The organism is Gracilibacillus suaedae (genome assembly GCF_017599345.1).
Taxonomy (GTDB): domain Bacteria; phylum Bacillota; class Bacilli; order Bacillales; family Amphibacillaceae; genus Gracilibacillus; species Gracilibacillus suaedae.
This window is the reverse complement of sequence record NZ_JAGFVL010000041.1, coordinates 1-13,661: the sequence shown is the minus strand read 5'-3', so window position 1 is coordinate 13,661 and position 13,661 is coordinate 1. Positions and strand designations below refer to the sequence as shown.

The 13,661-nt window shown below is 38.4% G+C and carries 10 protein-coding genes; 9 read left to right on the top strand and 1 reads right to left on the bottom strand.

The features are described 5' to 3' along the window. Positions 1–730 precede the first annotated feature (730 nt). Genes J5J03_RS12260 through J5J03_RS12235 form a run of 6 tightly spaced genes read left to right on the top strand, consistent with a single transcriptional unit; the run spans position 731 to position 8,896 of the window. A complete protein-coding gene (locus J5J03_RS12260) occupies positions 731–4,414 on the top strand; it encodes a nitrate reductase subunit alpha (RefSeq protein ID WP_208589889.1) in 3,684 nt (1,227 codons plus the stop codon). Next, positions 4,404–5,879, top strand: coding sequence for a nitrate reductase subunit beta (gene narH, locus J5J03_RS12255; protein WP_208589888.1), 1,476 nt, complete (start codon positions 4,404–4,406; stop codon positions 5,877–5,879). Before J5J03_RS12260 ends, narH begins: the two co-directional genes overlap by 11 nt. Positions 5,880–5,892: 13 nt before the next feature. Then, positions 5,893–6,522 carry a nitrate reductase molybdenum cofactor assembly chaperone gene (gene narJ, locus J5J03_RS12250; protein ID WP_208589886.1) on the top strand — a complete coding sequence of 210 codons (630 nt, stop codon included), beginning with the start codon at positions 5,893–5,895 and terminating at the stop codon, positions 6,520–6,522. Between the two features lie 20 nt (positions 6,523–6,542). Further along, the gene (narI, locus tag J5J03_RS12245) at positions 6,543–7,232 is read left to right on the top strand and encodes a respiratory nitrate reductase subunit gamma (protein ID WP_208589884.1); all 690 of its coding nucleotides are present in this window, start codon (positions 6,543–6,545) and stop codon (positions 7,230–7,232) included. A 16-nt stretch (positions 7,233–7,248) separates the two neighbouring features. After that, on the top strand, positions 7,249–8,703 hold the full coding sequence (locus tag J5J03_RS12240) for a tetratricopeptide repeat protein (protein WP_208589883.1): 1,455 nt from the start codon (positions 7,249–7,251) through the stop codon (positions 8,701–8,703). Positions 8,704–8,740: 37 nt separating this feature from the next. Further along, complete coding sequence (locus J5J03_RS12235) at positions 8,741–8,896, top strand: YozQ family protein (RefSeq protein WP_153835174.1); 156 nt, start codon at positions 8,741–8,743, stop codon at positions 8,894–8,896. Positions 8,897–9,122: 226 nt separating this feature from the next. On the opposite strand, the gene J5J03_RS12230 is transcribed toward J5J03_RS12235, so the two are convergent. After that, complete coding sequence (locus J5J03_RS12230; RefSeq protein ID WP_208589882.1) at positions 9,123–10,388, bottom strand: LysM peptidoglycan-binding domain-containing protein; 1,266 nt, start codon at positions 10,386–10,388, stop codon at positions 9,123–9,125. 206 nt (positions 10,389–10,594) lie between these two features. Here J5J03_RS12230 and J5J03_RS12225 point away from each other — a divergent pair, with 206 nt between their 5' ends. From J5J03_RS12225 to J5J03_RS12215, 3 genes are all read left to right on the top strand, one after another. Then, positions 10,595–11,134 carry a biotin transporter BioY gene (locus J5J03_RS12225; protein WP_208589881.1) on the top strand — a complete coding sequence of 180 codons (540 nt, stop codon included), beginning with the start codon at positions 10,595–10,597 and terminating at the stop codon, positions 11,132–11,134. A gap of 173 nt (positions 11,135–11,307) precedes the next feature. Continuing rightward, a complete protein-coding gene (locus tag J5J03_RS12220) occupies positions 11,308–12,087 on the top strand; it encodes an alpha/beta fold hydrolase (protein ID WP_208589880.1) in 780 nt (259 codons plus the stop codon). Further along, on the top strand, positions 12,087–13,661 hold the full coding sequence (locus J5J03_RS12215) for a UDP-N-acetylmuramoyl-tripeptide--D-alanyl-D-alanine ligase (protein WP_208589879.1): 1,575 nt from the start codon (positions 12,087–12,089) through the stop codon (positions 13,659–13,661). Before J5J03_RS12220 ends, J5J03_RS12215 begins: the two co-directional genes overlap by 1 nt.

Sequence of the window (13,661 nt, the reverse complement as noted above, 5' to 3'; positions counted from 1 at the left end):
AACTCCAGTAGAAATATAACAAGCTCTTTTTCTGATTTGGAAAGGAACTGAATAACTCGTAATGTTAATCCTGCAGTTTGTTACTGTAGGATTTTCTTATGGAGTTGTGTCCGTAACAATTAAATGGTAAGGAACTATAAACGGAGATGTCAACGTAAGCGTAAAAAAACTAGTCGCACTAGTTCTATATTGCAAAGAAGCAGAGTTTCGCAATAAACAAGAGCCATTTCGCAATAAAGATGCGTTGTTTCGCAATAAACAAGTCCCATTTCGCAATAAACAGCTGCATAATAAACAAGTTATCTCTTTAAAAGAGGTAAGTAAAGCATACATCGAACTATCATAAACTAACTTTTTACACGGAAAACTTCCCTGTCAATCCAACTTTACAGGGAAATCTTACAGTTTCATTTAGAAGTTTTGCTTGTGAAACTAATTATTATTGCAGTTGATTCTGAAGCGCTATGGTTCTTTTCGCTTTCTTAGATGAATTGGTTTTATAGACTAAAAGATAGGAAAGTAAGACTCCCACCTTTGCATATTTACTTCAACTGATTAGACTTTTCCAACATTTTCAATCAAAATATATAAAAATTTACCAAAGCTTGATATCTCAGTGTTTGTCACAAAATCGTCACGGTCTGGTGTGATGTTGTTCACACCTTGCATTGTTGTGTTCGTGATTTAATGAACATAAGCAATAGAGATTGGGAACTCGGAGGGATCAACCATGCCAAAGAAAAAATCTCCAATATGGCAACGTATGAATTATCTAAAACCAAAGGAAAAATATGCTAACAATCATAGTCAATTACAGGAAGGCGATCGTGATTGGGAAAATGTCTATCGCAGAAGATGGCAGCACGACAAGGTGATTCGCTCTACACACGGTGTCAACTGTACCGGTTCGTGCAGTTGGAATATATTTGTGAAAGACGGAATTGTAACCTGGGAAGGTCAATCGATTGATTATCCTTCTACTGGACCAGATATGCCAGACTTTGAACCGCGTGGATGCCCAAGAGGAGCAAGCTTTTCTTGGTATATTTACAGTCCGCTGCGCGTTAAGTACCCTTATGTCAGAAAAAAATTATTAATGCTATGGCGTGAAGCTTTAAAAATACATGACAACCCGTTAGATGCATGGCAGAGTATTGTAGAAGACCCCGAAAAAGCCCGAATGTATAAAAGTGCTCGAGGTAAAGGTGGTTTAGTCCGTGCTGATTGGCAGGAAGTCACTAAATTAGTAGCGGCATCTGTATTATACACTACGTTAACATATGGATCAGATCGTAATGTTGGTTTCTCACCGATTCCTGCAATGTCCATGGTTAGTCATGCAGCAGGAAGCCGTTTTATGTCACTGCTCGGTGGACCAATGCTAAGTTTTTACGATTGGTATGCCGACTTACCACCAGCATCCCCGCAAATTTGGGGAGATCAAACAGATGTACCAGAAAGCTCTGACTGGTTCAATTCCGGTTATATTATGACCTGGGGATCAAACGTACCACTAACCCGTACACCAGATGCACACTTTTTGGCAGAAGCAAGATATAAAGGAACAAAAGTAGTATCCGTTAGTCCAGATTATGCTGAATCGACCAAATTTGCGGATGATTGGATGTCAGTAAAACAAGGTACAGATGGTGCTGTCGCGATGGCAATGGGGCACGTGATTTTAAATGAGTTTTATCAAAAAAATCGCACGCCATATTTTGAAGACTATGCCAAACAATATACTGATTTTCCTTTTACCGTAAAATTAAAACAAAAAGGAGATACTTATATAGCTGACCGATTTCTACATGCGAAGGATCTAGCACTAGAAACTACCAATAGTGATTGGAAGCCGTTAATGTATAATGCTCTGACAGAGGATTTCGCTCTACCACAAGGGACAATGGGTACTCGTTGGGATAAGGAAGGTAAATGGAATCTGAAGTTAATCGATGAACGGAATGGGGAAAAAATTGAACCGGTTCTTGGCTTTCTAGGCATCGAGGATACAATCAAAACAGTAGAGATTGCTTATTTCGATGCAAATACAAGATCAACGATGAAGCGTAACATCCCGGTGAAACAAGTAGTTATCAACGGAAATATCGAATATGTTACAACGGTTTATGATTTAATGCTCGCTAATTACGGGATTGACAGAGGCATCGGTGGTGAAGTTGCTTTATCCTATGATGAGGTCGAAGCCTTTACCCCGGCATGGCAAGAGAAAATTACTGGTGTCGATCGAAATCTCGTTATCAAGGTGGCTCGCGAGTTTGCGCAAAATGCGATTGATACGAATGGTCGCTCGATGATCATTGTTGGAGCAGGCATTAATCACTGGTTCCATTCCGATGCGATTTACAGAGCAGTTGTCAACCTGGTGATTATGGTTGGTGCTCAAGGTGTAAACGGAGGTGGCTGGGCACATTACGTCGGTCAGGAGAAGTTACGCCCTGCTGAAGGATGGAACACGATAGCAACCGCAAAAGATTGGCAAGCACCACCGAAATTACAAAATGGAACATCCTTTTTCTACTTTGCAACGGATCAATGGCGCTATGAAGAAACATCGATCAATGAGTTAACAGCCAAAACGGTTGACGAGGCAAGGTATGAACATCCGGCAGATTATAATGTGTTAGCAGCAAGACTTGGTTGGCTGCCTTCTTACCCGACCTTTAACAAAAATAGTATAGATCTATACGAAGAAGCAGTGAAAGCTGGTAACCAAACGCAGGAAGAGATTGGCAAATATGTGGCGAGCCAATTAAAAGAAAGAAAACTGGAATTTTCTATCGAAGATCCAGATAATCCGCTCAACTATCCAAGAACCCTTTTCGTCTGGCGAGCTAATCTCATATCCAGTTCCGGAAAAGGTCATGAATATTTCTTAAAACATTTGTTGGGCGCAGATCATGGATTATTAAATAATGATCAAGACAGCCTGCGACCATCAGAAATAAAATGGCGTGATCAAGCACCAGAAGGAAAGTTGGATTTATTGGTCGACTTAGATTTCCGGATGGCAGGAACCGGTCTTTATTCAGATGTGATTTTGCCAGCAGCAACCTGGTATGAGAAGCATGATTTATCCAGTACAGATATGCATCCTTTTGTACATCCATTCAATCCGGCAATCTCATCACCATGGGAATCAAAATCGGATTGGGATATATTCAAAGCATTAGCAAAAGGAATATCTGATTTAGCAGAAGAAGTAGATTTCGACGCATTTAAAGAAATTGTCACAAGCCCATTACAACATGATACACCACAAGAAATTGCACAACCATTAGGTGAAATCAAAGACTGGTCGAAAGGCGAATGTGAACCAATTCCAGGTAAAACAATGCCCAATGTTCATGTTGTAGCACGTGATTATAAACAACTGTATAAGAAATTCACTTCACTGGGCGATAAAATTGCGAAGAATCCTTATGGTGGTAAAGGAATCAACTGGTCCATGGAACAAGAATATGAACAAGCAAAGCATGCAATTGGTCAGGTAGAAGATGAAGGTATATCAAAAGGCTTACCAAATATCACCGATGCTCGAGATGCTTGTGAAGCCATTTTACGACTTTCATCAACTACAAACGGTAAAGTAGCCGTCAAAGCATGGGAAGCATTAGAGAAACAAACAAACTTAGAACTGAAAGATTTAGCGGAAGAACGTGAGGAAGAACTGTTTACCTTTGAGCAAATTAATGCACAACCTAAAACAGTGATTACTTCTCCGGCATTTAGTGGCTCGGAGAAAGGCGGCAGAAGATACTCACCTTTTACTACCAATATCGAAAAATTAATTCCGTTCCGTACGATAACCGGAAGACAGTCTTACTTTGTCGATCACGAAATGATGAAAGAATTTGGAGAAGAGATGGCAACTTATAAACCAATGCTTCATCATACTCCATTTAAGAAGGATCGTCCTCCAGTGGAAGGAAAAGAAATTACATTAAATTATTTGACTCCACACAATAAGTGGTCGATTCACAGTATGTATTATGATGCACAGCCAATGTTAACCTTATTCCGTGGCGGTCCCACTATTTGGTTGAATAAAGATGATGCTCTTGAGGCTGGTATTGAAGATAATGACTGGATTGAATGCTTTAACCGTAATGGTGTGGTTGTTGCCAGAGCAGTTGTTTCACACCGAATTCCAAGCACGATGGCATTTATGCACCATGCACAAGATCGTCATATTCACGTACCTGGTACGAACCTAACAAAAAATCGTGGAGGTACCCATAACAGCCCAACTAGAATCCATATGAAGCCGACTCATATGATTGGTGGTTATGGTCAGCTGAGCTACGGATTTAACTACTATGGACCGACAGGAAATCAACGAGACTTACATGTGGTCATTCGCAAACTAGAGGAGGTTGATTGGCTTGAAGATTAAAGCACAAATCGGGATGGTCATGAATTTAGACAAATGTATTGGTTGTCATACATGCAGCGTAACGTGTAAAAACACCTGGACAAATCGTCCGGGTGCAGAATATATGTACTTTAATAATGTCGAAACAAAGCCTGGTATCGGTTATCCGAAACGCTGGGAAGATCAGGACCATTATAAAGGTGGTTGGGAGTTAGACAGCAAGGGAGAATTAAAATTAAAATCGGGTTCCAAAACAAAACGACTTATGAACCTTTTTTACAATCCATATCAACCAACTATTGATGATTACTATGAGCCATGGAACTATGATTATGAAAAATTAACGAATTCCGAAGAGCGTAAGCATCAACCGGTAGCTCGTGCGAAATCTGCTATCACTGGTGAGTTTATGGATCTGGAATGGGGACCGAATTGGGAAGATGACTTGGCTGGTGGTCATATAACAGGTTTACGTGATCCAAATGTCGAGCAAATGGAAGAATCAATCAAAACTGAGTTCGAAGATGTGTTTATGATGTACCTTCCAAGAATTTGCGAACATTGTATTAATGCACCGTGTGTATCTTCATGTCCATCAGGTGCGATGTATAAACGAGATGAAGACGGTATTGTTTTAGTCGATCAAAATGCATGCCGAGCATGGCGTCATTGTGTAACATCATGTCCATATAAAAAAGTTTATTTTAACTGGAAAACAAATAAAGCAGAAAAGTGCACGATGTGTTACCCAAGGATTGAAAATGGACAGCCGACGATTTGTTCTGAAACATGTGTTGGTCGTATCCGCTATATCGGTGTCATGTTATATGATGCAGATCGTGTATTAGAAGCAGCTTCTGTAGAAGATGAAGATAAAATATATGAAGAACAATTAAAGATTTTCTTGGATCCAAATGATCCAGAGGTGATCAAACAAGCGAAAAAAGATGGAATCCATGATGACTGGATTGAGGCAGCACAAGAGTCACCTATTTATCGGATGATCATTGATTGGAAAATCGCATTACCTTTACATCCCGAATACCGCACAATGCCAATGGTATGGTACATTCCACCACTTAGTCCTGTGATGAATGTGATTGAAGGAAAAGGCAGTGTCGCAGATGTTGACGATATCTTCCCTGCCATTGACGATATGCGTATTCCAATTGAGTATCTTGCGAATCTTTTAACTGCAGGTAACATCGAGCATATTCGTACTGTTTTGAAAAAAATGGCGATGATGAGAAGCTTTATGCGAGCAGAAACAACAGGGAAAACCTTTGATGAAGAGATTATGAAGGAATTAGGTTTAACGAAAGAAGAAACAAGAAAAATGTTCCGTTTATTATCGATTGCCAAATATGACGATCGTTTTGTCATTCCAAAAAGCCACCGTGAAGATGTTCGGGATTTATATGAGGATCAAGGTGCATGTGGCCTTGACTTTGCCGGTGGTCCAGGTAGTTGCGGCGTCTTGTCCTAAGGAGGGAAATAGTATGAAACATGAAGTGATATCATCAACCTACCAGGTAATCAGCTTTTTACTTCGTTATCCAACAGAAGAGCATAGATTGGCGGTTGCAGACGCACAAGCATTTGTGGCAGATATTGGGGAGCCTTCGGTTAAAAAGCCACTCTCCGCTTTCCTCACAACTATTGCTGGTTGGCATCAGGATCAATGGGTGGAACATTATATCGAAGTATTCGATTTCGGCAAAACTTCAAATTTATATATGACTTATTTAAAGCTTGGGGAACAAAAAGAAAGAGGATTAGAACTGTTAAAGCTGAAGAAATTTTATGAATCAGCAGGATTTGAAGTAACAGAAAAAGAACTTCCTGACTATTTGCCTTTAATGCTTGAATTTTGTGCGAAGGTAAGTCAAGAAGTACGGCTTGAGTTATTAGCAAAGCATATTGCAGCGATTGTTGAAACGAAAAACAAGTTAGTCACATTCGAAAGTGACTATCAATTTTTATTAAAGGCTATGATCGAATTAGTGAAAATAGATGGTCTGGAAGTGCAGGAAGAAGCTCTTACTGTAAAAGAAAGATCATTGTCATTAGAAGATGTGCGAATTATGCAATCGATGCGTGAACAATTAATTAATAATCAACTAGGTTAAATGTAGAAAGGAGCAGAACAATGAGTGCTTCCATCGATTGGATTCTGTGGGGGATCCTTCCTTATATCGTGTTAACAATATTCATTGGCGGTCATATTTATCGATACCAGAAAGACCAGTTTGGCTGGTCTTCCAAATCAAGTGAATTTTTAGAGAAAAAACATTTGCAAATCGGCTCCACTTTGTTTCACTGGGGAATGCTATTTGTCTTAGGAGGGCATTTCCTCGGAATATTAGTCCCTGTAACCATTTATGAGTCATTTGGGGTTACCGAGCATCAATACCACATTATCGCGCTTCTATTTGGTATTCCAGCGGGTATTGCAGCATTAATCGGCCTTTTTTTGCTTTGCTATCGTCGGTTAAGTGTGAAACGAATTAAAAAAACAACATCCAAAGGAGATTGGGCTGTCTTATTCTTTTTGTTAATTGTTGTCGTCTCAGGTTTATCAGCAACGTTTTTGAATGTTGATTCACATGGGTTTGACTATCGAACAACGATTGCACCATGGTTTAGAGGGTTATTTATATTTCGTATAGATCCGCATTTAATGGCGGAAGTCCCTGTTTGGTTTAAAATTCACCTGCTTGCTAACTATGCTTTTGCATCGATTTGGCCGTTTACCAGAATGGTGCATGTTTTTAGTTTCCCATTGCGCTACCTATCAAGAAGTTATGTGATTTACAAGAAACAAGTTCGAAAAGCTTAAAAAGGTGTGATAAAAAATGGAATGGAAGCAAAAAGCAAAAGCCATAATCAAAAAAATGCAACAAGGTCAGCACCATCTCGTACAACGAGAAGTGATGGAAATCGAACAACAGTTGAAAAAAATAGAGGAATTGTCTAATGCGGAACTTCTATTTCTTCATTACACAGTAGCTTTATTTTATCAGGCAGAGAAGAAATATTCCTTAGCTTCTCATCATTTTCAACAAGCTATGAAGCACCGCTATCGTGATGAGGAGGCAGAGCAGATCTGGTTGCAGGCACATCTTGCTTTTGCCAAATTGGATGAACAGTTTAAGCAATTCGGTCAAGCAAGAATGACATTAGCAAAGGTATTGCAATATCTTGAAAAGAAACAAGCAAGTAATATAGAGATAGCACTTATTTATCAACGGATCGGTTGGCAGTTTTATCAAGAAGAAGAATTACATCAGGCACATACCCAAATGGAACAAGCTCGAAAACTATTGTTGGAAGAGTTAGTACCAGTTGATCCAATGGTAATGAAGGTTACCGATCAGTTAGCTGATATCTATGTCGCTTTGGAACAACCGGAACTAGCGATTCAATTGTTTGATAACATCATCGTTAGAGAAGACACCTTGCTTTCAGATCAGGGCAAAGCAACGCTATTGATGAAAACAGGAGAGATATACTTTCACATTGATTTAAAAAAAGCTCGACGGGTGATTGATCAAGCGGTGAAACTGGTGAATACAGAGCATCCGTTATTTGTAAGAGGATTTATGTTGCTTGCGGAGATTGAAGAAAATCTTAAAGCATTTCCACGTGCAGTAAAATATTATGAGCGGGCCTTGGAGATTATCAATCAAAAGTATGAGAGAGAACATTTTCTTGTCGTGTTCCTGTTTTCTAAACTAGGTACTATTGCGTTAAAAATGGGCGAAGATCAAAAAGCAAAGTATTTTTTAGAAGCGGGTTTACCATTATCAGATAAATATCCAAAGATTCGCATGCAGTTTTTATATGCATTAGGAAAAATTTATTCCAAACAAGAAATATATGATCAAGCATTCGATATGTATACTGCCTTTTTACAAGGTCTAGAAGCACAAGATAAAATGCAAACATTAGCGTATGCCAATACCTTACAAGCAATCGCTTATAACTTTTTAATGCAAGGTGACGTAGATAATGCAATTGTACGTTATCATGAAGCACTTTCGATTTATGAGAAGCTAGGCTCTAATTGCCGCACTGAGAAAGGATTAACCGCAATTAGACTAGGTTATAGCTATTATCAAATAGGGGAGATCAAACAAGCTGAAAAATATTATGAACTTGGTGCTGTAACGATTGAGAAAGTGAATGATCAAGAGATCAAACAAGAAGCTTATTTAGCATTAGTAGAGTTTTATAAGGAAACCGAACAACTGAAAAAACAATATCAGTACGAACATAAATTAATTCAATTCAACAAAAAGAGTATATAATTGACAAGAGGGTTCATGCTATAGGTGAGGTGATAGTATGGATCCAAAAAAGAATTCCAAAATCGCAGAACGAAATTATGAGGTAGAAGATTATAAACGAAATGACCAAATGAGCAAAGGATTAGCCGAAACACACGAACAAGTGTCAGATAGCTATATGGATGGAGACAATGACGAAGAACAGACGGAATAAAAGAAATTTGTTTCTGGAGAAATTAACTCTAGAACTAATACAAAAAGACTAACAGAAGTACTCGATTTACTTCAAAACACGAACATCAAATGGATGTCGTGTTTTTGCCTTGGAAAAAGCATCATTCTTCCCTGGCTAAACGCAGATATCCAATGAAGAACGCGAATTATCCAAGGAACAGAACCAGATATCAAAGGAAGCGGAAAGCCCCTCCAGACTTAGTCGTTTATGTAATAATAAACTGATTACTTAAATAATTCCAATTCTGTGGTGCTGGCAAATTCAATTGCCAGTATGTTACACCTAACAATTGATATTGATCGACTAAATTATATTTTTCCTGATAACTCCTGATATCTTCAAACCAAACGATATGCTCCTCCATTTCCTCCCAATATTGATACCATGGCGAGGCAGCTACCTGATCAAATGCAATCACTGTTCTGGAAGAGATTGCTTGGTTTTGGGCACCAATTACTGATAAAGCAGCTGTCGTATTGTCGGTTACTCTCCAATCATATCCATACAAAGGGAAAGCAATTTGTACCTTACGAGAATCCATTAAGCTTGTTGCATACCGAACAACTTGATACATCCACCACAACGGTGCTACCGGATCAGGTGGACCGCCTGGATAACCGTAATCAATGGTCATAACAGCTACCACGTCTGCAATCTCTCCAATTGCCTGATAGTCATAAGCTCCTACGATTGGATTTGTTGGCAAGTCTTCTGTTTTTGCATGTACGTTAACATGTAGAACAAGTGTACCGAGAGCAGTTTTCAATTCATTCAAAAATGTATTAAAATTATCTCTTTGTGCAGGAGGAATAAATTCTATATCCAACGAAACTCCGCCATATTCTTTTTCATGAATAAACTGTAATAAACTATCGATTAAATTTCTCCGATAAACGGGATTAGCCAACACGTTCTCAGCTAACTCTGCATCAAAATCTTCCGATGAAAAGTTACGAATCATTAAAAGCGGGGTGACACCTAGCCGGTTGCTTTCTCTAACTATCTCTGTATCGTCTAATAACATATAGGCATTGCCTTCTGTAGTAAACGAATAAGATACCACTGCTAAATACGTAAGCATATCAGATAAATTTCGAAGAATAGGTAAAATAGTTTGTGGTGAGTATGGAACAATAAATCCTAACGTTTCTATTTGAGGCTTCAACGGTGTTGGAATCAAGAGTCTTTGGCCAATGTTTAATTGCTCTGGGCCAACTAGGGGGTTTGCATGTAATATCGCTTCTATTGTGGTGTTAAAACGATTAGCCAACTGCCAAAGCGTATCTCCTCTTCTGACTATATAAGGTCTAAATTGACTGTTAACTCTATCAGGAATGTAAAGGGCAAGGCCAGGAATGATGGTATCTGGATTAGACAAACCATTCACTTCAACAATAGCAGAAACCGGAAATTGATATTGATTTGCGATTTGCCATAAGGATTCGCCACTTTGGACAACATGAATAGTCATTCGTTTTCACCCCTTGTTCCTAGTTTATGATCTTTTATTTATTAAATAGAACTAAAAATTTCAAGGAATAGTCGTTGGCCTAAGAGAACGCAGGAAAGGTTAAGATGGGAGGGTCTTACGAAAATATTCTTTGAAAAATATAGTTGTCTCTCGAGATGTTTTGTGTTAACTTTTAAAATGTTATGGTTAACGAAAGGGAGAAGGAAATGCAATCTAGTAAACTACGAGCACTTATTTTAGCAAGTATTTTCACGGCGATTACTGCTATTTTAGCACAATTACAGGTACAATTATGGATCGTACCATTCAGTGGCCAGACATTAGCTGTAGGTTTAACAGCAACTATTATCGGCAGCAAGCTTGGTGCGCTTTCGATGTTTGGCTACTTGTTAATCGGTCTGATCGGTCTTCCAGTATTCTCCGGTTTATCTGGAGGACCGCAAGTTTTAGTCGGGCCAACAGGAGGTTACATTTTTGGCTTTATTGCCACTGCGTACATAACGGGACTCTTTTTAGAAAAAACGTCCTTTAATTTAAGAATGGCAGTGATCGCAAATATTGTAGGAATGTTTATTACACTGGTATTTGGCATGACTCAGCTTAAATTCGTGGCAGAATTAAGCTGGAGTGCGGCAATGGCTTCAGGCGTATATCCATTCCTAATCGTTGGAGTCATCAAAGCCATTCTTGCAAGCTGGCTTGGAATTATGATAAGGAATAGATTAATCAAAGCAAATTTATTGTAGATAAGAGGGACAGGTTAATGGGCTGATATCAGTACATTAAATCTGTCCCTCTGTCTTGTTTTATGGTATGATAAAGGATGTGAAATTTTTCTTTCTAAATAGCATTTTTGCGTCATATAGTAGAAGTAATGTTCGAAAATTATAAGTTGAGATTAATAAGGGAGCGTTCATTCGTGTTTACAGAAATTGACCAATTAAAAATACATTATAAACAAACTGGTGAGGGTCGCCCTGTCGTTATGCTGCATGGTTGGGGAACGAGCCTCGATTTGTTTGAGGATTTACAAAATAGTTTAAGTGCTCATTTTCAGGTTACGTCTTTGGACTTTCCTGGCTTTGGTCAAAGTGATGAACCACCTGAAGCATGGGGTGTAGGCAGATACACAGATTTCTTTGAGCAGTTTTTAGCAAAGTTAGATATAAACAATCCGATATTAATCGGTCATTCTTTTGGCGGAAGGGTATCCATAAAATATGCAGACCGGCACCAGGATAATGTACATAAAATGATATTAATAGGCAGTGCTGGTGTAAAACCGAAGCGTAAAGCAGATTATTATGTAAAAGTGTACACGTATAAAACACTGAAAAAAGTGTTAAGCTTACCAATTTTAAATCGCTATAAAGAGGATGTTATTGCTAAGTACCGTGGGAAAGCTGGATCTTCGGATTATCAAAATGCATCTAGAGTGATGCAGCAAACATTAAGTAAAGTAGTTAACGAGGATCTGCAGCACCATATGCCCAACATTAATGCACCAACATTATTAATTTGGGGTGCAAATGATACGGCAACGCCTGTACAGGATGCGAAAATTATGGAAAAGTTAATTCCGAATGCAGGATTAGCTTTAATTGAGCATGCAGGTCATTACGTGTTTTTAGAACAAAAACGTCGTGTTGCGGTGATTGTAGATACTTTTTTAGAAGAGGATAAAGGAGTAGTAAGGTGATGCAGATTATATTTTCAATTGTCAGTGTATTATGGATGGTATATGTATTCTTCCGAGTGAAACAATCAATCCACATGCTGCAATTAAACAGTTATTTTAACAATCGATTATGGCGCTGGATGACAGAGCATTGGTCAAAAGTTGTACCGGTTCATGAGTGGTTAGCACTTCTTTTCGCACTACTATTATTATTTTTGGCGTGGAATTGGCTCATATTCGTGATCGTATTGCTAGGTCTATTTGTGCCTAGAAATAAACAAGAAAAGAAAAAATTAGCTGTGACCGCACGTGTCAAACGTCTGATTACGACTATTGCAATTATCTATCTTTTCTTCCTAGCAACTAGCTTACATTTTATTTGGAATGATTACCCGTTAAGCTATGCTGGGTTAGTGATTGTACTAGGTTCTATTCTCACATACGGAGTAGTGTTATTGGCGAATCTCATGAATAAACCGATTGAAAATAGAATTAAAGCATATTATTACCAAGATGCAAAACGTATTATCAACAGTGCGAAAAATACCGAAACAATTGGTATTACAGGGAGCTTCGGTAAAACAAGTACAAAGTTTATTTTAGATACGATATTGTCATCACACTTTAACACGTTAAAAACACCGAACAGTTTTAACACGAAAATCGGTGTAACGATCACTATTCGGAACTCTTTAAAGCCATATCATGATGTATTTATTGCTGAAATGGGGGCGAAAGAGCCTGGCAATATTCAAGAAATCTGTGAGTTAGTAGGGCATAAATATGCGATTCTAACAGCAATTGGGGAACAGCACTTAGAAACGTTTAAATCATTAGACAACATTAAAAAAACCAAATATGAGATTGTTGAAACATTGCCTGCTGACGGCATTGCTTTCCTCAATCGTGATGATCCAAACATTATGTCTTATACCCCGAAAAATCAGTGCCGTAAAGTTTATTTTGGAATCGATGATCAAGAAGCAGACTACTTAGCTTCTGCTATTCGTTTTCACAAAAAAGGAACGACTTTTAGAGTGACGAATAAAGCAGGAACATTAGATGCAGATTTTGAAACAAAGATATTAGGTAAGCATAATGTATATAATATTTTGGCTGCGATTAGTGTGGCGTGGGAAATGGGAGTACCTCTCGCCAAACTGCAAATGGGTGTGAAGAAGATTCAGGCAGTGAAACACAGAATGGAAATAAAGAAAGGCTTCGGTAATTTAACAGTAATTGATGACAGTTTTAATTCAAATCCGACCGGTTCCCGAATGGCTTTAGAAGTACTCTCCTCAATGGAAGGATTTAAAGTATTGGTGACACCAGGTATGGTAGAATTAGGTGATAAGGAATATTCATATAATAAAGCATTTGGTGAATATGCGAGTGATGCGTGTGACTATGTGATTTTAGTAGGTGAAAAACAGACAAAACCTATTCAGGATGGTCTTCGTGAAAAAGGTTACCCGGAAGAGCAATTGTTTATCGCAAAAGACTTAAATCATGCGATATCACAAATACAAGCATTAAACCGGCAAGATGCGATTATTTTATTGGAGAATGATTTACCTGACACATATAACGAGTAA